The sequence below is a fragment of the Roseateles flavus genome (assembly GCF_039872765.1).
Classification (GTDB): Bacteria; Pseudomonadota; Gammaproteobacteria; order Burkholderiales; family Burkholderiaceae_C; genus Roseateles_B; species Roseateles_B flavus.
Genome location: NZ_JBDPZC010000006.1, coordinates 257,484 through 277,626 on the forward strand (window position 1 = coordinate 257,484; position 20,143 = coordinate 277,626).

The window sequence follows — 20,143 nt, forward strand, 5'->3', positions numbered from 1 at the left end:
GCTCCGCCTTACTTGCCCAGCTCGGTCGGCAGGGCCGGCGCCTTCTTGAGGTCCACCGGCTTGTAGCTGGCCAGGCGCTTCATGACCTCAGCGATGCCGGCGTCCAGCTGGCTGTCCTGGCCGCGGTTGACGCCGATGGGGTCGAGGTCGACGTCCATGTCCGGCACCGTGCCTTCGTTCTCGATGCGCCATTCGCCGTCCGGCGTGAAGAAGCGGAAGAAGGGCACGGTCAGGAAGCCGTTGTCGATCAGCGGCGGATTGGCAGAGATGCCGATCAGCCCGCCCCAGGTGCGGGTGCCGATCAGCGGGCCCAGGCCCAGGCGGCGGAAGGCCCAGGGGAGGTAGTCGCCGCCGGAGCCGGCGTCCTGGTCGATCAGCATGACCTTGGGGCCGTAGACGGCGCTGCCCGGCGTGTTGAAGACCATGGCGTCGCGGTCCTTCCAGCCGGAAAGGTAGGGCCTCTTGAGCACGTCCAGGATGTAGTTGGCCGCATGGCCGCCGCCATTGCGCCGGTCGTCGATGATCAGCGCCTCCTTGTCCGACTGGGCAAAGAACTGGCGGTTGAAGTACTCGAAGCCGTTGCGGCCCGTGTCCGGCAGGTAGATATAGCCCACCTTGCCGCCGGTCTTGCTGGCCACGTAGGCGCGGTTGGACTCGATCCAGTCCCACTGCCGCAGCGCCGCGTCACGGCCCACGGGCTCCACCACCACCTGCCGGCTCTTCTCGCCGCGCGGGTTGTCGGCCAGGGTCAGCGTGGTCTGCTTGCCGGCGGTGTTCTCGAAGGCGCGGAAGAAGTTCTGGGCGGCCGTCACCGGCTGGCCATTGACGGCCAGCACGTAGTCACCCGTCTTGACGTTGAGCCCCGGCATGGCCAGGGGCGCCTTCAGGAAGGGATTCCAGCGATCGCCCGCATAGACCTTGCTCAGGCGCCAGCGGCCCTCGTGCGGCTCCACATCCGCCCCCAGCAGGCCCACGCTGACGGGGGCGTCGGACTGGGTGTCGCCGCCGCCCACGTTGTTGTGGGCCACCTGCAGCTCGCCAATCATGTCGGACAGGATCTCGTTGAGATCCTCGCGGCGCTGCACGTGGGCCAGCAGGGGCTGGTAGCGCTTGTAGACGGCGTCCCAGTCCAGGCCATGCAGATTGGGCGCGTAGAAGTACTCCTTCTCCATCCACCAGACCTCGTTGAAGATCTGCTGCCACTCTTCGCGCGGCTGGATGCGGGCGCGCAGGCCGCTCTGGTCCAGGGCCTTGGGATCGGGCTTGTCGCCGGTATCAGCCACCTCGAGCTTGCCCTTGGGCAGCTCCAGCAGCAGCTTCTTGCCGTCGGCGCTCAGGCTGGCACCGCTCAGACCGGTCTTGATGGACTTGGGCTTGCGCTCCTCCATGTCGAAGCGGAACAGCTCCGCATGTCCGCTGGACTCGGCGTCCGGTCCCTCGTTGGTGACGCCCTGCTGGCGGCGGTCCAGGTAGTAGAGGCTGCCATCGGCTGCCACCATGAGGCCGGCATAGAAGCGCTCCGGCACCGGCAGCGGCACGAAACGCTGCTGCAGGCCGGCGATGTCGATGCGGGTGGGTTTGGCACTCGGCCTGGCCTTGTCCTCGGCCTTGGCATCCGGCTTTGCATCGGCCTTGGGGTCAGGTTTTGCCTCGCCCTTGCCCTCGCCCTTGCCCTCGGTCTTGCCCTCGGTCTTGGGGCCCTCCTCCTCGGCGGTCTTCGGCCACAGCGGCGAGCGGCCTTCGCTGGACAGCACGGCCGCGTAGAGGCCCAGGCGAAGGGGCTGGTCTTCCACGCTCATGTCCAGGCCGACCTGGCGCGGGCCGGCATTCACCGAGGCTGCGAAGTACAGCAGGTCGCCCTTGGGGGAGAAGGCCGGCCACACGGCATGGGCCAGGCCGTCGCTGAGCATGTGCTCCTGGCCGGTCTGGAAATCATGCAGGTGGATCTGACTGAGCTGGTTGGCGCCGACGATGGTGTAGGCCAGCCAGCGGCTGTCAGGCGAGAAGCTCACCTCGAACTGGCTGCGGCGCGGGGTCTTGGCGACGGGCTTGAGCGCCTTGGCCTCGGTCTCGTAGACGTAGAGCTGCAGGTGGTTGTCCTGAAGGGCGATGCGCTTGCCGTCCGGTGACCAGTCCAGCAGGGTGAAGTAGCCGGCCGGCAGGGCATGGACCTCGCGCTTGCCGCCGGCCGTGGGCTCGGCCAGCACCAGCTCGTGCTTGAAGCCGCCATCGCGCAGCCAGGCCATCTGCTTGCCGTCGGGGCGCCACAGGGCGTCCTTCTCGCGCACGCCGGAGGTGCCGGTGAGGTTCTGCGTCACGCCGTCCTTGACCGGCACGCTGAAGACTTCGCCCCGGGCCGTCACCAGCACGCGCTTGCCCGTGGGCGAGAGCTGCGCGCCCTGCATCTGGCGGCTGACATCCTTCCACTGCTCGCGCGTCTGGGCGCCAGCCACCGGCAGGGTGATGCGCAGGGTCAGGTCTTGCCCCGTCTTCAGGTCCAGCTGGTGCAGGCTGCCGCCCATCTCGTAGACCACGGTGCTGCCGTGCAGGCCGGCGCTGCGAACGTCCCAGCTCTTGCTGCGGGTGAGCTGGCGCAGCTGCTGGGTCCTGCCGTTCCAGCTGTAGAGATTGGCCGCACCATCATTGCGGTCCGAGACGAAGACCAGCTCGTCGCCGTGCCACATCGGCGTGTGGTCCGTCGCCCGCACATGGGGCACCTTCTCCAGCTGCTGGGTCTTGACGTTGAGGACCCAGATCGGCGGCGTGGCACCGCCGCGGCTCTGGCGCCAGCCGGCCGCGCCCTCGTGGGCCTTGCGGTTGGGGCGGTAGGCCAGGCGTTCGCCGTCGGCGTTCCAGGCGCCCTCGAAGGCCACCGCCTTCATCAGCTTGCGCTCCGGGCCGCCCTCCACGGGCACCTCGAAGAGCTGGTTGCTGCGGCTGTTGGCGATCTCGCGGGCCGAGGAGAAGAGGATGCGCTTGCCGTCCGGGCTCCAGCCGTTGACGACGTCAGCGCCCGGGTGCCAGGTCAGGCGGCGCGGCTCGCCGCCTTCGGCGGGCATCACGTAGACGTCCGGGTTGCCGTCATAGTTGGCCGTGAAGGCGATCCAGCGGCCGTCCGGCGAGAACTTGGGCGCGTATTCGGCCGAGGCCTGGCTGGTCAGCTGGCGCGGTTCGCTGCCGTCGCGCCGGGCGGTCCAGATGTCGCCGCCGTAGACGAAGGCGAGGCGCTCGGCGGACACGCTGGGCTGGCGCAGCAGCAGGGTCTCGGCCTGTGCTGCGCCTTGCGCGGACAGCAGCGCGGCCGCGATGGCCAGGGCCCAGTTCAGGGGCTTGAGGGCAAAGGTCTTCATCTTGTCTGTCTCCGTCCTTGCATGCGAGGCCGCCTCTTGGATGGCGGGCGGCCGACTCTCAAAGCCGAAACCCGGGGGGTGCCCGGGTTTCGATCCATCTCAAGGCCTCGCTCAGGCCGGCCTGCGCAGCTTGCTGCGGATGCCGCCCGCGATGACCAGCAGACCAGGGATGACGATCATCGCCCAGATGATCTTCTCCAGGTTCTGCTTCACCCAGGGTACGTTGCCGAAGAAGTAGCCGACACAAGTCACCCCCACGACCCACAACAGCGCGCCGCCCACGTCATAGGCCGTGAACTTGCGGCGACTCATCTGCGCCACACCTGCGACGAAGGGCGCGAAGGTGCGCACAAAGGGCATGAAGCGGCCGATCACCAGGGCCACGCCGCCGTGGCGCTCATAGAAGTCATGGGCCTTGTCGAAGGCCGCGCGATTGAAGAAGCGCGAGTTCTCCCACTGGAAGACCCGGGGGCCGAAGAAGCGTCCGATGGTGTAGTTGGTCTGGTTGCCCGCCACCGCGGCCACCACCATGATCCCCATGGAGGTCTTGAGGTCCAGCAGACCGGCACCGCACATGGCCCCGACGATGAAGAGCAGCGAGTCCCCCGGCAGGAAGGGCATCACCACCAGTCCCGTCTCGACGAAGATGATCAGGAACAGCAGGGCGTAGATCCAGGTTCCGTAGGCCAGCACGAAGTCGTTCAGGTAGCGATCGACGTGCAGGATGAAGTCAATGAGCTGGGCAAGGATTTCCATGGCGGGCGATTATGGCGGCGCCACGCAGCCGCGCGTGCCAGGCTCCGTAGAATCCGCCGCCATGTCAGAGATGCCGTCCTCCCCCCTGCCCGCCCCCGATGCGCCGCGCCGCGCCATCCGCGAACTGCCCGATGAGCTGATCAGCCAGATCGCCGCGGGCGAGGTCGTCGAGCGCCCTGCTTCCGTGGTGCGCGAGCTGGTGGACAACGCGCTGGACGCCGGCGCCACACAGGTCAACGTCAAGCTGATGGCCGGCGGCGTGCGCGCCATCGTGGTGGAGGACGACGGCCTGGGCATTCCGCCCGAGGAGCTGCCCCTGGCACTCAAGCGCCACGCCACCAGCAAGATCCGCTCGCTGGAGGAGCTGGAGTCGGTGGCCACCATGGGCTTCCGTGGCGAGGCCCTGGCGGCCATCAGCTCGGTGGCCGAGATGGCCATCGCCACGCGCTGCGAGGGCGCGCCGCATGCGCACCGGCTGGAGGCGCGCTCGGGCGAGCTGAAGATCGCGGCCCGCTCGCGCGGCACCAGCGTCGAGGTGCGCGAGCTCTTCTTCAGCACCCCGGCCCGGCGCAAGTTCCTGAAGACCGATGCCACCGAGCTTGCCCACTGCCTGGAGTCCGTGCGCCGCCATGCGCTGGCCCGTCCCGACGTGGGCTTTGCCGTGTGGCACGAGGGCAAGCTGGTGGAGCAATGGCGTGCCGGCTCGGCCGAACAGCGCCTGCTGGACGTGCTGGGCGAGGACTTCTTCGGCAGCAGCCGCGCGGTCTATGCCGAGGCCGGCCCCCTGCGCATCTACGGCCGCGCCGGCCTGCCCGAGGCGGCCCGCAGCCGCTCGGACATGCAGTACGTCTACGTCAACGGCCGCTATGTGCGGGACAAGCTCATCGCCCACGGCATCCGCTCGGCCTACGAGGACCAGCTGCACGGCAGCCGCCAGCCCAGCTACGTGCTCTTCATCGACATCGCCCCGGACCGCGTGGACGTGAACGTGCACCCCACCAAGATCGAGGTGCGTTTCCGCGACGGCCGCGAGATCCACCAGCAGGTGCGCTACGCCGTGCAGGACGCCCTGGCCCTCTCACGCGCCCAGGCCGGTGAGGCGCCCGCCGAGGCCCTCGCCAGCCCGCAGGCCGCCGCCGCCTTTGCCGCGGCCGTGCCCGGCGAGCGCCCGGCACCGGGGCAAGCGCCGGCCTGGTTCAAGGCTCTGGCGTCTGCCGAAGCTCGCCCGGAAGCCCCGCGCCTCTACAGCGGCACGCCCAGCTGGCGCAGCAACACCCAGTCCAGTCTCGGTCTGGGCGAGGTCCAGGCCTTGTATGCACCGGATCGGCCCATTCCCGCGGCGTCCTCCGCACCGGCCGCGACGCCGCTGCCGGCTCCCGCCCCGCTGCCCGAGGGCGACTGGCCGCTGGGCCGCGCCATCGCCCAGATCCAGGGCGTCTACGTGCTGGCCGAGAACGCCCAGGGCCTGGTGATCGTGGACATGCATGCCGCCCACGAGCGCGTGGTCTACGAGCGGCTCAAGACCGCGCTGGGCGAGGCCCGCATCGAGACCCAGCCCCTGCTGATCCCCGTCACCTTTGCCGCCACGCCCACCGAGATCGCCACGGCCGAGGCGCAGGCCGAGACGCTGCACAAGCTGGGACTGGACCTCTCCCCGCTGTCCTCCCAGGTGCTGGCCCTGCGCTCGCGCCCGGCGCTGCTGTCGGGCGGCGACGTGGTCGAGCTGGCCCGCGGCGTGCTGGCCGAGCTGGCTCAGTTCGACGCCAGCCATGCCATCGAGCGTGCCCAGCACGAGATCCTGGCCACCATGGCCTGCCACGGCGCCGTGCGCGCCAACCGCCAGCTGACCCTGGACGAGATGAACGCCCTGCTGCGCGACATGGAACGCACCGAGCGCGCCGACCAGTGCAACCACGGCCGGCCCACCTGGCGCCAGCTGAGCCTGCGCGAGCTGGATGCCCTGTTCCTGCGGGGTCGCTGAGGGTCCGGGCCCAAGGAAAACCCGGATCCGTGCCGTGTCCATGGTCCAATACGCACTTGCATAGAAAGTCGTTCATGGCCACCCTGACCCTGAAGAAGAAGCCCGCCGGTGACAGCACCAAGACGGGCAAGCCCGGCGAGCGCCGCCAGCCCCTGCGCGGCACCGGCGTCTCCCGCACCCGCCCCACCCTCGCCCAGGCTCAGACCGAGCGCGCCGAGCGCCAGGCCGCCTACGAGGGCCGCCGCGCGTCGGAATCCCAGGATCAACGCCATGACGGCGGCCGTGGCCCGGCCCGCCCGGACCGCCCCGGCAAGCCCGGTGGCAAGCCTGGTTTCGGCGCCAAGCCCGGTGGCAAGTTCGGCGGCAAGCCCTTCCGCAGCGAAGGCCCGGCCGGCGGCCGTGACCGTGCTGACCGTGGCGACCGCCCCGGCGGCTGGTCGCGCGGCGGCGACGACGAACGCCGTTTCGAGGGCCGTGGTGACCACCGGGGCGGCCATCGCTTCGAGGGTCGCAATGAGGGCCGCAATGAAGGTCGCTTTGAAGGCCGTGGCGAGTTCCGCGGCGAAGGCCGCGGCCCTGGTCGCCCCGATTTCCAAGGCGGAGATCGCGGCCCGGGCCGGGGCGATCACCGTGGAGATCACCGTGGAGACCCCCGTGAAGGCTTCCGCGGCGAGGGCCGCAGCGACTTCCGTGGCGCCCCCCGCGGACCGGCACATGGCGAAGCGCGCGGCGGCTACGGCCCGGGTCGTCACGACGATCGCCGGCCGCATGGCTCAGCTCATGAGCCACCCCGTGGCCATGGCGGCCATGGCGGCCGTGATGAACGCGGCCCGCGTCGTCCGGCCGAGCAGGATTCGTCCTGGGGCCAGCAACGTCCCGCGCGCCGGCATGAGCCGCAAGGCCACGGTCCCGAGCACCGGGGCCCGGACCGCGGCCGTGACACCGCCGCCCGCCCCGACCAGCGCCGCCAGACCGCCCTGCGCTCGCATCCCGAGCAAGCCCCTCGCGTGCCTCAGCCCGCACCCGAACGCCTGAACAGCGCCGAGGGCGAGCGCCTCTCCAAGCGCATGAGCGAGCTGGGCCTGGCCTCGCGCCGCGAGGCCGATGAATGGATCGCTGCCGGCTGGGTCAAGGTGGACGGCCACCTGGCCACCCTGGGCGAGCGCGTGGGCCCCGACGCCCGCATCGAAGTCGATCCCGCCGCCCGGCAGCAGCAGGCCCAGCGGGTCACCATCCTGCTGCACAAGCCCATCGGCTATGTGTCCGGCCAGGCCGAGGACGGCTACGAGCCCGCCTCCGTGCTGATCAAGAGCGACACCCACTGGAAGGACGACCCCGCCGGCATCAAGTACCACGTGGGCCACAGCCGCTTCCTGGCGCCTGCGGGCCGCCTGGACATCGACTCCACCGGCCTGCTGGTGCTGACCCAGGACGGCCGCATCGCCAAGCAGCTGATCGGCGACGACTCCTCGATCGAGAAGGAGTACCTGGTGCGCGTGGAGTACGTCGGCATCAATGGCGTGAAGAACGAGTCCGGCCAGCTGGACGAGCAAGGCCTGGCCCTGCTCAACCATGGCCTGATGCTGGACGACGTCGAGCTCAAGCCCGCCAAGGTCAGCTGGGCCAACGAGGACCAGCTGCGCTTCGTGCTGCGCGAGGGCCGCAAGCGCCAGATCCGCCGCATGTGCGAGCTGGTGGGCCTCAAGGTGACGGCGCTCAAGCGCGTGCGCATCGGCCGCATCCCGCTGGGCCACCTGCCCGCCGGCCAGTGGCGCTTCCTGGCGCCCTGGGAAAAGTTCTGACGCGGGCGGCCATGCAGTTCAAGCCTGTGTGCCTGGCCGGCCCCACCGGCACTGGCAAGACCGCCTGTGCGCTGAAGGTGGCGGAGTACCTGCCCATCGAGATCATCAGCGTGGACTCGGCGCTGGTCTACCGCGGCATGGACATCGGCACAGCCAAGCCCTCGGCCGCCGAGATGGCGGCGGTGCCGCACCACCTGATCGACATCATCGACCCGCTGGAGGCCTACTCCGCCGCCGAGTTCGCCCGCAATGCGCAGCAGCTGGCCGCCGAGATCCTCGCGCGCGGCCGCCTGCCCCTGCTGGTGGGCGGCACCATGCTCTATTTCAAGGCCCTGTTCGACGGCCTCTCGCCCCTGCCCCAGGCCGACGAGGCCGTGCGCCGCGAGATCGACGCCCGCGCCGCCGAGCAGGGCTGGCCGGCCCTGCATGAGGAGCTGGCCCGCATCGACCCGCCCACTGCGGCGCGGCTCGCGCCCAACGACGCCCAGCGCATCCAGCGCGCCCTGGAGGTCTGGCAGCTCAGCGGGCAGACGATGTCCGAGCTCCATGCCCAGCAGGAACGCAGCCCCGGCGTGGACTGGCCGCTGATCTCCCTGGAAACCGAGGACCGCGCCTGGCTGCACAAGCGCCTGGGCCAGCGCTTTGCACAGATGCTGGACCAGGGCCTGGTGGACGAGGTGCGGGCCCTGCGCGGGCGCGGCGACCTGCACCTGGGCCTGCCCTCCATGCGCTGCGTGGGCTACCGCCAGACCTGGGAGGCGCTGGATGCCGACCGCTTCGGCGACCTTCAGGAGCGTGGCGCCGCGGCCACCCGCCAGCTGGCCAAGCGCCAGATCACCTGGCTGCGCTCCATGCCCCGGCGCATCGTGCTGGACTGCCAGTCTCCACAGGCGCCGCTGCACCTCATGGCGCAGCTGCAGCGCCTGCTGGGGGCCTGAGACGGCCCTGCGCTGCCGGGCTCAGTGGGCGTAGCTGGAATGACCGGGCTGCAGGCCCAGCTTGGCGCGCACGCAGTTGCGGCCCGCGGCCTTGGCGCTGTAGAGCGCTTCGTCGGCGTCGTGGATCAGGTGATCCAGGGTCAGGTGCTCATACTGCAGCGAGGCCACGCCGAGGCTGACGCTCACCGGCACGTCGCGCTCTTCCCAGCTGAAGTCCAGCTGCTCCACGCGCTCGCGGATGCGCTCGGCCACGTCCAGCGCGCCCAGCGGATCCGTATGGGGCAGGAAGACGGCGAACTCCTCGCCGCCGAAGCGGGCCAGGACATCGGCCTGGCGCAGGGTCTCGCCGCTGACGCGGGCGATCTCGCGCAGCAGGCGGTCGCCGCAGAGATGGCCGTGGGTGTCATTGACGCGCTTGAAGTGGTCCACGTCCATCAGCAGCATGGCGCAGTCCATGTTGTAGCGCTTGGCGCGCGACCATTCGCGGTCGACCAGCTGCAGGAAATGCCGGCGGTTGAAGGCGCTGGTGAGCGGATCCAGCGTGGCATGGTGGCTCACCCGTTGCCGGGTCTGGTCCTGGAACTGCACCAGGCGCAGGAAGAGGTAGCCGAACACCCCCGTGATCAGCAGGGCACAGGCCGAGGCGCACAGCGTGGCCACCAGGCGGTCGCCGCGCCCCATCAGCGTGATCAGCAGCTGGGACAGGCCCAGGGCCATCAGCCAGACCGTGCCGCACAGCAGGATGAGGCCCGCCCACAGCCCGCGGCGGGTCACGAAATGCCCGAACCAGGGCAACCAGGCGGGGGCATCGTGTTCGAGGTCTGGCGACGGCGTGGACATGAACGGATCGGCGGGCGGAGCGCGGGAAGTGGCAGGGGACGACTGCAGCCGATATTGCAGCACACTCCGCGCCCCTCCAGACGGGAAGCACCACGATCAAGGGGCCTCGGCAATTCCCCCTTGCGCGATGCGGTCTCCGGCGTCATGGCTTGCCAAATGTCAAGCCGCACACCCCGGGCCGAGGTGACACTCAAGACAAACAGAGGAGCTCCGCCATGACGTCCACCCCACCCCTGCCCCACGCAGGCACAGCCGACCCCATCCAGGACCTGGAGCGGGCGGTCGACCTCATCCTCGCTCGGGTGCCCGGCGACCTCGTCATGGCCATCCCGCTGGGGCTGGGCAAGCCCAATCCCCTGGTCAACACGCTGTACCGCCGCGTGAGCCGCATGCCCGAGCGCCGGCTGAAGATCTTCACCGCCCTGTCCCTCGAGAAGCCCGTGGGCAAGAGCGAACTGGAGCAGCAGTTCCTCGCGCCGCTGGTCGAGCGCGTCTTCGCCGACTACCCGGACCTGGACTATGTGAAGGACCACCGCGCCCAGACCCTGCCGCTGAACATCGAGGTCCACGAGTTCTTCCTGAAGACTGGTGACTACCTCGGCAACCCGCTGGCGCAGCAGGGCTTCGTCTGCACCAACTACAGCTTCGTGGTGCGGGACATGATGAGCCACGGCGTCAACCTCATCCTGCAGGCGGTGGCCTGCCGTGAGGACGCAAACGGGCGCCAGCTGTCCCTCTCCTGCAATCCCGACCTCAGCCTGGACCTGATCGAGCGCCTCGCCGCCCAGGGCCGCAAGCCGCTGACGGTGCTGATGATCAACCGCCAGCTGCCCTTCATGACCGGCCCCGCGGTAGTGCCACCGGGCCTCGTGGACCTGGTGGTCGAGACGCCCGAGACCTCCCACCAGCTCTTCGCCCCGCCCAATGCCGCCATCGGGTGGGCCGACTACGCCATCGGCCTGCATGCCGCCAGCCTCGTCAAGGACGGGGGCACGCTGCAGATCGGCATCGGCTCGCTGGGCGATGCCATCGCGCAGGCCCTGATCGTGCGCCAGACACGGCCCGAGGCCTTCCGCCAGATGCTGGCCGGGCTGACGCTGGAGGGCACGGCCGCACGCGAGCTGGCGCCCTTCGAGCAGGGGCTCTATGGCTGCTCGGAGATGTTCGTCAACGGCCTGCTGCAGCTGATCCGCGCGGGCATCGTGAAGCGCCGCGTCTACCAGGACGAGGCCCTGCAGACCCTGGCGCTGGAGGGCGCGCTCAGCGAGGCGCCCAGCATCGGCACCCTGCTCGCCCTGCAGGCGATGGGCGCCCTGCGCCTGCCCCTGGACGCTGCCGCGCTGCATCACTGGCAGGCCCAGGGCCTGCTGAGCGAAACGTTGACCCTTGACGCAGCGCGGGCCCTGCCCGCCGAGCTCGCCAGCAGCCAGTCCCTGCAGGCCTGGAGCGAGGTGCTGGGCCCGAGATGGCGTCAGGCGGCCCTGCTGCACGGCGGCTTCTTCCTGGGGCCGCGGGATTTCTACCAGACCCTGCGCGAGCTGGACGAGCCGCTGCGCGAGCAGATCGCCATGACCCGCATCGGCTACATCAACGAGCTCTACGGCGATGCCCTGGGCAGCGAACGCCTCAAGCGCCTGCAGCGCCGCGATGCGCGCTTCATGAACACCACCATGAAGATGACGCTGCTGGGTGCGGCGGGCTCGGACGCACTGGAATCGGGCCAGGTGGTCTCGGGCGTGGGCGGCCAGTACAACTTCGTGGCCATGGGCCACGCGCTGCCGGACGCCCGCTCCGTCCTGATGCTGCGCGCCACGCACGACAACCACCACGGCCTCACCAGCTCCATCGTCTGGAACTACGGCAACGTGACCATTCCGCGCCATCTGCGGGACCTCGTCATCACCGAGTACGGCGTGGCCGACCTGCGCGGCAGGACGGACACCGAGGTCGTGCAGGCCCTGATCCGCATTGCCGACTCGCGCTTCCAGGACGAGCTGGTGCGCGAGGCCCAGGCCCACGGCAAGCTCGCCGCGGACTGGCAGCTGCCCGACACCTGGCGCTGCAACCGCCCCGAAACCCTGCGCGAGCTGCTGCGCCCCTGGCGCAACGAGGGTCTGCTGCCGGACTTCCCCTTCGGCACCGACCTCACGGAGGACGAACTCAAGATCGTCCGCGCCCTGAAGAAGCTCAAGCACGCCAGCACGCATCCCGTCGAGCTGGTCAGCCTCGTCCTGCGCAGCCTGCAGGGCCTGCCCGAGGTGCCCGAGGCCTACCTGGAGCGCCTGGGTCTGGACCAGGCCCACAGCTTCAAGCAGCTCTTCCTCAAGCGCCTGTTCGCCGCCAACCTCTGAAAGCGGGGGCGGACGCTCAGGAAGGGCTTGCCAAGACGGTAAATCTGGAATTAAAGTGATATCACATTAATTCACCGGAGGGCCTCCATGAGCACCGTCGCTTCGATCCCGCTGCAAGCCCGCACCACTGAGCGCCCGGCGCGCGCCGCCAACGGCTACCTGGCCCTGCTGGGCATGCTGGCGCTGTGGGCGCTGGCCGCCTTCATGGCCGCTGGGGCGCACCACCTGATCGGGGCGGTGCTGAGCATGGTCCTGTCCGGCCTGGTCGGTGCGGGCTTGTACATGCAGCAGCCCAACGAAGGGCGGGTGATGACGCTCTTCGGCCGCTACATCGGCACCGACCGCGAGGCCGGCCTGCGCTGGGCCAATCCCTTCGCCGGCAAGCAGCGGATCTCGCTGCGCTCGCGCAACCTCATCTCGCCCACACTGAAGGTCAATGACAAGCGCGGCAATCCCATCGAGATCAGCGCCGCCGTCGTCTGGCGGGTGAGCGACACGGCCCAGGCCCTCTTCGACGTCGACAGCTACGAGACCTATGTGCAGATCCAGGCCGAGGCCGCTCTGCGCCACACGGCCAATCTCTACGCCTATGACGACGGCGAGGACCTGCAGCCGGGAGAGACCACGCTGCGCGCCGGTCAGGACGAAGTGGCCGCGGCCATGAAGGCCGAGCTCCAGGAGCGCTTCGCCGCGGCGGGCGTGGAGGTGCTGGACGCCAAGCTCACGCACCTGGCCTACGCCCCCGAGATCGCCCAGGTGATGCTGCGCCGCCAGCAGGCCGAGGCCATCATCAGCGCCCGCCAGCGCATCGTGCATGGCGCTGTGAGCATGGTGGAGTCGGCGCTGAAGGGCCTGTCCGAGCGTGAGATCGTGGTGCTGGACGACGAGCGCAAGGCCGCCATGGTGTCCAACCTGCTGGTCGTGCTGTGCTCGGACAAGGACACCCAGCCCATCGTCAACACCGGCACGCTCTACAACTGAGCCAGCCATGGGCAGTCCGGGCAAGAAGAGCTTCCTGCTGCGTCTCCCACCAGAGCTGTGGGACGAGATCGAACGCCTGGCTGCGCGGGAGCTGCGCTCCAGCAATGCGCAGATCGAGTACCTGCTGCGCGAGGCCCTGCAGCGGCGCGGCATCCGCCTGGATACCGCGCCGGCCGCGAAGCGCGGGCGCCCGCCCAGGGAGTCCGGCGACGACGGGGCTGTGGAAACGGAAAAGGGCGAGGACCGCTGAGGCCTCGCCCTTTTTTTCATGCCGGCGGCTTCAGTGCGCGCCGCCCGCGTCCACCGGTGCCGCCAGGCGCGGCGGCCTCTTGGTGAGCCACACGGAGGCGATCAGCACCAGGAAGATGGCGGCCGAGGCGATGAAGATGTCGTCCGCCGCGCGGGTGAAGGCCTGCTGGTCCACCATGCGGTTGAGCCAGGCCAGGGACTGCTCCTGGCTCATGCCGCCGGCCTGCAGCTGGCGCAGGGTCTCGGTGGTCACCGCATCGCCCTGCGCCAGGCGCTCGGCCAGGTGGTGGTGGTGCAGCGCGGCGCGGTTCTCCCACAGCGTGGTCGAGATCGAGGTGCCCATGGCGCCCGCCGTGATCCGCACGAAGTTCGACAGCCCCGCCGCCGCCGCGATGCGGTCCGGCGTGATGCCCGACAGCGTCAGCGTGGTCAGCGGAATGAAGAAGAAGGCCAGCGCCGCGCCCTGCAGGATCGTCGGAATCATGATGGTGGCGAAGTCCGTCTGCGTGGTGAAGTTGCCGCGCATCTTCAGCACGATGGCGAACATCACGAAGGCGAAGCTGGCCATCCAGCGCGGGTCCACCCGGGCCACATTGCGCCCCACCACCGGCGACAGCAGGATGGCCAGCAGGCCCACCGGGGCCAGCGCCATGCCGGCATCGGTGGCCGTGTAGCCCATCCACTGCTGCAGCCACAGCGGCAGCAGCACCACATTGCCGAAGAAGAGGCCGTAGGCGATGGACAGCGTGGCCGCACCGAAGAGGAAGTTGCGCCGCGCGAAGAGGCGCAGGTCCACCACCGGGTGCTCGTCCGTCAGCTCCCACACCAGGAAGAAGGCGAAGCCGATCAGCGCCGTCAGGCCCAGGATGCAGATCTCGGGGCTGGCGAACCAGTCCAGCTCCTTGCCCTTGTCCAGCATGACCTGCAGCGCGCCCACCCACAGCACCAGCAGGGCCAGGCCCACGCCGTCGATCGGCAGCTTCTTGATCTGCGTTTCGCGCGAGCGGTAGATGCTCCAGGTCATGCCTGCGGCCAGCAGGCCCACGGGAACGTTGATATAGAAGATCCAGGGCCAGGAGACGTTGTCCGTGATCCAGCCGCCCAGCAAGGGCCCGACCACGGGCGCGACCAGCGTCGTCACCCCCCACAGCGCGAGGGCCGTGCCGGCCTTGGCCGGCGGATAGCTGGACAGCAGCAGGGTCTGCGACAGCGGGATCATCGGCCCCGCCACCAGGCCCTGCAGCACGCGGCAGGCCACCAGCATCTCCAGCGAATGCGCGAAGCCGCACAGCCAGGAGGCCAGCACGAAGAGCAGCACGCTGGTGGTGAACAGGCGCACTGCGCCGAAGCGCTGGGTCAGCCAGCCGGTCAGCGGCACGGAGATGGCATTGGCCACGCCGAAGCTCGTGATCACCCAGGTGCCCTGCACCGGGCTCACGCCCAGGTCACCGGCGATGGCTGGCAGTGACACGTTGGCGATGGACGAGTCCAGCACGTTCATGAAGGTCGCCAGTGACAGGGCAATGGTGCCCATCACCAGGTCGGAGCCCTTGAGCGGCGGCGGTGGCGCCACGGCAGCAGCGGGGGCGCTCATGCTCAGGCCTTTCCGTGCAGGGCGTCGGTGTTGCGATGGGCCTTGGCCACGGCCTTGGGCGCGTTGGCCACGGGCTTGGCCGCGCGGCCCAGGTTGGACTGGATGATGCGCTGGACCTCGGCGTCAGCCGCGCGGTCCTGGTCCTCGAAGACCTTGGTGGCGGTGGCGCTGCCGGCGGCAACGGTCTCGGACAGCGGCTTGCCCGACTGGTCCTTCACGTCGACGGCCACGTTCATGGACAGGCCCACGCGCAGCGGATGCTCAGCCAGCTCCTTGGCGTCCAGGGCGATGCGCACCGGCACACGCTGCACGACCTTGATCCAGTTGCCCGTGGCGTTCTGGGCCGGCAGCACGGCAAAGGCCGCGCCGGTGCCTGCGCCCAGGCCCACGACCTTGCCGTGGAACTCGGCCTTGTCGCCGTACACATCGGCCACCAGGGTCACCGGCTGGCCGATGCGCAGGCGGGCCAGCTGGCCTTCCTTGAAGTTGGCGTCGACCCAGGCCTGCTGCAGGCCCACCACGCTCATCAGGGGCGTGCCGGCGGCCACGCGCTGGCCCAGCTGCACGCTGCGGCGAGCCACCCAGCCGTCGACCGGAGCAACGAGCTCGTTGCGCTGCACGGCCAGGAAGGTCTCGCGCACGCGGGCGGCGGCGCGCTGCACATTGGGGTGCTGCTCGACGCTGGTGCCATCGGTCAGCGACTGGCTGGAGGCCAGCTGCTCGCGGGCCGCCTCGGCCGCGGCTTCGGCGGCCGCGACGGCAGCCTGCGCGGTCTTGAGCTGGGCGCGGGCATGCTCCAGCTCCTCCTTGCCGACGGCGCCGGTGGCCACCAGGGGCTCGCGGCGGCCGACGTCGTCCTTCAGGCGGGCCGCCTCGCTGCGGGCGCGCAGCAGGTCGGCCTCACGGCTGCGGACCTGGGCCTGCAAGGTGGCGTTGTTGGCGAAGAGGGTGCGGACCTCGCGCACCGTCTGGCCCAGCTGGGCCTGGGCCTGGTCCAGGGCCATGCGGGCATCGACGGGGTCCAGGCTCACCAGCTTCTGGCCGGCCTTGACGGCGTCGGTGTCGTCCACATGGATGGCGCGCACGGTGCCGCTCACCAGAGGCGTGATCTGCACGACATTGGCCTGCACGTAGGCGTTGTCCGTCTTCTCGAAATGGCGGCCGACGAGCCACTCGTAGGCGCTGTAGGCGCCAAAGCCCAGGATGAGGGCGACGGCCACGGTGGTCAGGCCCTTCTTGCGCTGGGGGTTGCCGTTCTTCGCCGGAGCGGTGGCGGGGCTGCTGCTGTTGTCTTGACTCATGGTGTGCTGTTCTTGATGTTGGGGTGCGGCCCGCTCGGCGGCGCCGCTGGAATACTCGGGCGTGTGATCAGGCGCGGGGCTCAGTGCGGAGGGCTTCGCCGCCCAGGGCGCGCATCAGCTGCACGCGGCTGTCGAGCTGCTGGGCGCGCAGGTCCAGGGACTGGCGCTGCTGCTGGATCAGCGTCTGCTGCGCCTGGATCACCGGCAGGCGGTTGCCCAGCCCGGCGGCCTGGCGCTCCTGAGCCAGGCGCAGCTGCTGCTCATTGCTGCGCAGCAGGGCCTCCTGGGGCGACTGCTGGGCCTGCAGGGAGCGCAGCGCTTCCCACTGCTCGCGGGCGTCGCGCACGCCTTCGAGCACGGCAGCGTTGTAGGCAGCCACCGCGGCCTCCTGCTCGGCCACGGCGGACTTGAAACCGGCGCGCAGGCGGCCGGTATCGAACAGGGGCAGGCGCAGCGAGGGCCCGAAGCCCAGCTGGTGGCTGCCGCTCTCCAGCAGCTTGTCCAGGCCGATGCTGCTGAAGCCGGCGAAGGCATTGAGCGTCAGGTCCGGATAGAAGCGGCCACGGGCCGCGGTGATCTCGTAGCCGGCGGCCTCGACGCGCGCCAGGGCCGCGCGCACGTCAGGCCGCGAGGCCAGCAGGTCCAGGCTGGGTACGGCGGCCGGGGCGACTGTGGCCGGCACCGCCGGCTGCCAGTCGGCCAGCGCTTCCAGCGGCTGCACGCTGAGGGCCGCCAGCTGCACGCGGTAGCCCTGGGCCTGCTGCTGCAGGACCAGGAGCTGGCGCTGCAGCTCGGCCAGGGGGGCCTCGGCGCCGCGCAGTTCGATGTCGGTGTCCAGGCCGGCGGCGCGGCGCTGGCGGACCAGCTCCAGCGCCTGCTGGCGCAGCACGATCTGCTGCTGCAGCAGCTGCTCCTGGCTCACGCTGCGAGCCAGGCCCAGCCAGGCGCGCAGCACGGCGCTGGCGATGTTCAGCCGGGCGGCCTCGCCCTCGGCCTGCAGGGCGCGCTGCTGGCCGAGGCTGGCCTGCAGCGCGGCCTGGTGGCGGCCGAAGAAGTCCCAGTCATAGCTGATGCCCGCCTGCAGGGTCGCGGTGTTGTAGACGTGACCGGCCAGGGGCGGCGGGTACATGCCGTGCTCGCTGAAGCGCTGGCGCTCGACGTCCAGACCCACGCCGATGATGGGCTTGTCGGCCGCGGCGGCGTTGTCCACCGCGGCGCCAGCCTTGGCGATGCGGGCACGGGCCAGGGCCAGGCTGGGGGCATCGCGCAGGGCCTTGTCCATGAGGGCGTTGAGGCGCTCGTCGCCCCAGGCGCGCCACCAGGCGGCGTCAGCCACCGCGCCACCGGCCTGCAGACCCAGCGCCTCGCCCTTCAGACGCTCGGGCACGGCCGGCTGAGGCGGCACGGGCGCACAGGCCGTCATCAGGCCCAGGACCAGCATCAGCGCTGGCAGTGCAGACAGGCGCAGCGCGCCCAGGCGGGGGTGTGGGTACATCGGGTTCATTCCTTGCTTGCCTCGCGCAGCGCTTCGCCATTGGCCATCAGGCGCTGCAGCAGTTCGATCAGGGTGCGCCACTCGGCCTCGGTAAAGCCGGCCAGGTGGGCGTTGAAGACTTCGGACAGCACGGCCGGCAGCTCGGCCGTCACGCGCTGGCCTTCCTCGCTGAGCGAGACCTGGACCACGCGGCGGTCCGTGCTGGAGCGTTCGCGCTGCACCAGGCCCTTCGCTTCCAGGCGGTCCAGCAGACGGCTCAGGGCGCCGGCGTCCATGTCCAGCTCCTTGCCGAGCTGCACGGTGGAGTGCGGACCATGCAAGCGCAGCTTCAGCATGGGCGCCCACTGCGCGTGGGTGAGGCCGTGTTGGCACAGGCGCTTGTCGGCCAGGTGGACGATGGACTGCTTGATGCGGTGCATCAGCCAGCCGATGCTGTCCTGGCTGCGGTAGGTGTCGGCGCTGTAGAAGGCGGCCGGCGGAGGGAGTGGAGTAGGTTGCTTCATATCAATTGCCTAGGCAATTATTGCTCAGGCAAGTATCCTTGTGAAAGACGGGGATTTCGTAATTCCCGTTCCAATTGCCGCATCGCGCACAGATCTGCTTGCAAAGAGCGGACCTGTCCCCAGATGCCTGCCACCCCTGCCGCACGCCCATCCCATGCCGGACACCGCCCAAGCCATCGCCTCACCCGCCCCCGCCCAGCGCAGCGCCCCTGGCGCCGACCAGGCCAAGGGCCCGCCCCAGGCCCTGGCCGCCCTCTGGCCCTTCCTGCGGCCCTACCGGGGGCGCGTGGTACTCGCCGGGCTCTTCCTGCTCCTGGCAGCCGTCAGCACCCTGCTCTTTCCCGTCGCCCTGAAGCAGCTGATCGACCAGGGCCTGGTGTCCAGCGACCCCAGCCAGCGCGTGATGGCCTTGCGCGGCCATTTCGGGGCCTTGTTCGGCGTGGGCATTGCCCTGGCGGTGTTCTCCGCAGCACGCTTCTACAGCGTGACCTGGCTGGGCGAGCGGGTCACCGCGGACCTGCGCAACGCGGTCTACCGCCATGTGCTGAAGCAGAGCCCCGCCTTCTTCGAGACCACCCAGACCGGCGAGGTGCTGAGCCGGCTCACCACGGACACGACGGTGGTGCAGACCGTCGTGGGCTCCAGCTTCTCCATGGGCCTGCGCAATGTGGTGATGGGCATCGGCGCCCTGCTGATGCTGGTCTGGAGCAATCCCGGACTGATGCTGCCGGTGCTGGGCCTGCTGACGCTCGTCGTGCTGCCCGCGGTGCTGCTGGGGCGCCGGGTGCGCAAGCTCAGCCGCGCCAGCCAGGACCGCGTGGCGGACACCAGCGCCATCGCCGCCGAGGTGATCAATGCCGTCACCGTGGTGCAGAGCTATACGCAGGAAGCCCGCGAAGGCCAGCGCTTCGAGCAGGCCAGCGAGGCCGCCTTCGACACCGCCCGCAAGCGCATGAAGGTGCGCGCCGGCCTCGTGGCCTTCCTGATCACCGCCACCTTCGGGGCCATGCTCTTCGGCCTCTACCGCGGCACGGAGGCCGTCATCGAGGGCCGCATGAGCGCCGGCCTGCTGGGCCAGACCCTGGTCTACGTCACCTTGCTGGTCTCCAGCGTGGCGGTGCTGGCCGAGGTCTGGGGCGACGTGCTGCGCGCGGCCGGCGCCATGGAGCGCCTCAGCGAGCTGCTGGCGGCCCAGTCCCCCATTCAGGACCCGCCCCGAGCACTGGCCCTGCCGCCGGCCCGCGCCGGCGCCACCCTGGTGCTGGAGGACGTGCATTTCCACTACCCCTCTCGCCCGGACAGGCCCGCCCTGCAGGGCCTGAGCCTGCGCCTCGCACCCGGCGAGACCGTCGCCCTCGTCGGCGCCAGCGGCGCGGGCAAGAGCACCGTGCTGCAGCTGCTGCAGCGCTTCTACGACGCGCAGCAGGGCCGGATCGAGCTCGATGGCGTGCCCATCACGCAACTGCCCCTGCAGGCCCTGCGCCAGCGGGTGGGCCTGGTGCCCCAGGACAGCGTCATCTTCTCCACCAATGCCCTGGAGAACATCCGCTACGGCCGGCCGGACGCCACGGACGAGGAAGTCATCGCCGCCGCCCGGGCGGCCTTCGCGCACGACTTCATCAGCGCCCTGCCCCAGGGTTACGACACTTTCCTGGGCGAGCGCGGCGTCCGACTCTCGGGCGGGCAGCGCCAGCGCATCAGCATTGCGCGGGCCATCCTGAAGAACCCGCCCCTGCTGCTGCTGGACGAGGCCACCAGCGCCCTGGACGCCGAAAGCGAGCGCGTGGTGCAGGCCGCGCTGGAGGCCGCCATGCGCCAGCGCAGCACCCTGGTCATCGCCCACCGCCTGGCCACCGTGCAGCGGGCTGACCGCATCCTGGTGCTGGACCACGGGCAGATCGTCGAGCAGGGCACGCATGCCGAGCTGGTGGAGCGCGGCGGCATCTACGCGCGGCTGGCGGCGCTGCAGTTCCAGACCGGCACCTGAGGCGGCTCCCGGCGG

General features: G+C 70.2%; 14 protein-coding genes. 7 read left to right on the forward strand and 7 right to left on the reverse strand.

The genetic code is table 11. The features are described 5' to 3' along the window. Positions 1-8: 8 nt before the first annotated feature. Both ABDJ40_RS14475 and ABDJ40_RS14480 read right to left on the reverse strand, forming a co-directional pair. Positions 9-3,350, reverse strand: coding sequence for a S41 family peptidase (locus tag ABDJ40_RS14475; RefSeq protein ID WP_347610843.1), 3,342 nt, complete (start codon positions 3,348-3,350; stop codon positions 9-11). A gap of 111 nt (positions 3,351-3,461) precedes the next feature. Further along, on the reverse strand, positions 3,462-4,106 hold the full coding sequence (locus tag ABDJ40_RS14480) for a DedA family protein (protein ID WP_269633071.1): 645 nt from the start codon (positions 4,104-4,106) through the stop codon (positions 3,462-3,464). Positions 4,107-4,167: 61 nt separating this feature from the next. On the opposite strand from ABDJ40_RS14480, the gene mutL reads away from it, so the two are divergent. From mutL to miaA, 3 genes are all read left to right on the forward strand, one after another. Then, complete coding sequence (mutL, locus tag ABDJ40_RS14485) at positions 4,168-6,087, forward strand: DNA mismatch repair endonuclease MutL (protein ID WP_347610846.1); 1,920 nt, start codon at positions 4,168-4,170, stop codon at positions 6,085-6,087. A 74-nt stretch (positions 6,088-6,161) separates the two neighbouring features. Continuing rightward, positions 6,162-7,889, forward strand: a complete 1,728-nt coding sequence (locus ABDJ40_RS14490) for a pseudouridine synthase (protein ID WP_347610848.1) — start codon at positions 6,162-6,164, stop codon at positions 7,887-7,889. Between the two features lie 11 nt (positions 7,890-7,900). Next, a complete protein-coding gene (gene miaA / locus ABDJ40_RS14495; RefSeq protein ID WP_347610850.1) occupies positions 7,901-8,827 on the forward strand; it encodes a tRNA (adenosine(37)-N6)-dimethylallyltransferase MiaA in 927 nt (308 codons plus the stop codon). A gap of 21 nt (positions 8,828-8,848) precedes the next feature. Here the strand turns inward: miaA and ABDJ40_RS14500 are convergent, their stop codons facing one another. Then, positions 8,849-9,667 (reverse strand): GGDEF domain-containing protein, encoded by an 819-nt coding sequence (locus ABDJ40_RS14500; protein ID WP_347610852.1) that lies wholly within the window; start codon positions 9,665-9,667, stop codon positions 8,849-8,851. Positions 9,668-9,882: 215 nt separating this feature from the next. On the opposite strand from ABDJ40_RS14500, the gene ABDJ40_RS14505 reads away from it, so the two are divergent. The 3 genes from ABDJ40_RS14505 (at position 9,883) to ABDJ40_RS14515 (ending at position 13,249) form a co-directional block, all read left to right on the forward strand. Beyond that, positions 9,883-12,018, forward strand: a complete 2,136-nt coding sequence (locus ABDJ40_RS14505; protein ID WP_347610854.1) for an acetyl-CoA hydrolase/transferase C-terminal domain-containing protein — start codon at positions 9,883-9,885, stop codon at positions 12,016-12,018. An 87-nt stretch (positions 12,019-12,105) separates the two neighbouring features. Continuing rightward, the gene (locus ABDJ40_RS14510) at positions 12,106-12,999 is read left to right on the forward strand and encodes an SPFH domain-containing protein (protein ID WP_347610856.1); all 894 of its coding nucleotides are present in this window, start codon (positions 12,106-12,108) and stop codon (positions 12,997-12,999) included. A 7-nt stretch (positions 13,000-13,006) separates the two neighbouring features. After that, on the forward strand, positions 13,007-13,249 hold the full coding sequence (locus ABDJ40_RS14515) for a type II toxin-antitoxin system antitoxin (RefSeq protein WP_347610858.1): 243 nt from the start codon (positions 13,007-13,009) through the stop codon (positions 13,247-13,249). A gap of 30 nt (positions 13,250-13,279) precedes the next feature. Here the strand turns inward: ABDJ40_RS14515 and ABDJ40_RS14520 are convergent, their stop codons facing one another. The 4 genes from ABDJ40_RS14520 to ABDJ40_RS14535 form a co-directional block, all read right to left on the reverse strand. After that, positions 13,280-14,842 (reverse strand): DHA2 family efflux MFS transporter permease subunit, encoded by a 1,563-nt coding sequence (locus ABDJ40_RS14520; RefSeq protein WP_347610860.1) that lies wholly within the window; start codon positions 14,840-14,842, stop codon positions 13,280-13,282. Positions 14,843-14,844: 2 nt separating this feature from the next. Beyond that, positions 14,845-16,143, reverse strand: coding sequence for an HlyD family secretion protein (locus ABDJ40_RS14525; RefSeq protein ID WP_347610862.1), 1,299 nt, complete (start codon positions 16,141-16,143; stop codon positions 14,845-14,847). A gap of 67 nt (positions 16,144-16,210) precedes the next feature. Further along, positions 16,211-17,638: an efflux transporter outer membrane subunit gene (locus tag ABDJ40_RS14530; protein ID WP_347610864.1), complete on the reverse strand. Its 1,428-nt coding sequence runs from the start codon at positions 17,636-17,638 to the stop codon at positions 16,211-16,213. 5 nt (positions 17,639-17,643) lie between these two features. Then, a complete protein-coding gene (locus ABDJ40_RS14535) occupies positions 17,644-18,141 on the reverse strand; it encodes a MarR family winged helix-turn-helix transcriptional regulator (protein ID WP_347610866.1) in 498 nt (165 codons plus the stop codon). Positions 18,142-18,295: 154 nt separating this feature from the next. On the opposite strand from ABDJ40_RS14535, the gene ABDJ40_RS14540 reads away from it, so the two are divergent. Beyond that, positions 18,296-20,128, forward strand: a complete 1,833-nt coding sequence (locus tag ABDJ40_RS14540) for an ABC transporter transmembrane domain-containing protein (protein ID WP_347610868.1) — start codon at positions 18,296-18,298, stop codon at positions 20,126-20,128. Positions 20,129-20,143: the final 15 nt, after the last annotated feature.

Excerpts from the sequence above, each read along its gene's own strand:
- ABDJ40_RS14535 (WP_347610866.1), bottom strand. The coding sequence starts at position 18,141 with ATGAAGCAACCTACTCCACTCCCTCCGCCGGCCGCCTTCTACAGCGCC.
- ABDJ40_RS14530 (WP_347610864.1), bottom strand. The coding sequence starts at position 17,638 with ATGTACCCACACCCCCGCCTGGGCGCGCTGCGCCTGTCTGCACTGCCA.
- ABDJ40_RS14490 (WP_347610848.1), top strand. The coding sequence starts at position 6,162 with ATGGCCACCCTGACCCTGAAGAAGAAGCCCGCCGGTGACAGCACCAAG.
- ABDJ40_RS14505 (WP_347610854.1), top strand. The coding sequence starts at position 9,883 with ATGACGTCCACCCCACCCCTGCCCCACGCAGGCACAGCCGACCCCATC.
- ABDJ40_RS14540 (WP_347610868.1), top strand. The coding sequence starts at position 18,296 with ATGCCGGACACCGCCCAAGCCATCGCCTCACCCGCCCCCGCCCAGCGC.
- ABDJ40_RS14475 (WP_347610843.1), bottom strand. The coding sequence starts at position 3,350 with ATGAAGACCTTTGCCCTCAAGCCCCTGAACTGGGCCCTGGCCATCGCG.
- ABDJ40_RS14500 (WP_347610852.1), bottom strand. The coding sequence starts at position 9,667 with ATGTCCACGCCGTCGCCAGACCTCGAACACGATGCCCCCGCCTGGTTG.
- ABDJ40_RS14515 (WP_347610858.1), top strand. The coding sequence starts at position 13,007 with ATGGGCAGTCCGGGCAAGAAGAGCTTCCTGCTGCGTCTCCCACCAGAG.
- mutL (WP_347610846.1), top strand. The coding sequence starts at position 4,168 with ATGTCAGAGATGCCGTCCTCCCCCCTGCCCGCCCCCGATGCGCCGCGC.
- ABDJ40_RS14480 (WP_269633071.1), bottom strand. The coding sequence starts at position 4,106 with ATGGAAATCCTTGCCCAGCTCATTGACTTCATCCTGCACGTCGATCGC.
- ABDJ40_RS14525 (WP_347610862.1), bottom strand. The coding sequence starts at position 16,143 with ATGAGTCAAGACAACAGCAGCAGCCCCGCCACCGCTCCGGCGAAGAAC.
- miaA (WP_347610850.1), top strand. The coding sequence starts at position 7,901 with ATGCAGTTCAAGCCTGTGTGCCTGGCCGGCCCCACCGGCACTGGCAAG.
- ABDJ40_RS14520 (WP_347610860.1), bottom strand. The coding sequence starts at position 14,842 with ATGAGCGCCCCCGCTGCTGCCGTGGCGCCACCGCCGCCGCTCAAGGGC.
- ABDJ40_RS14510 (WP_347610856.1), top strand. The coding sequence starts at position 12,106 with ATGAGCACCGTCGCTTCGATCCCGCTGCAAGCCCGCACCACTGAGCGC.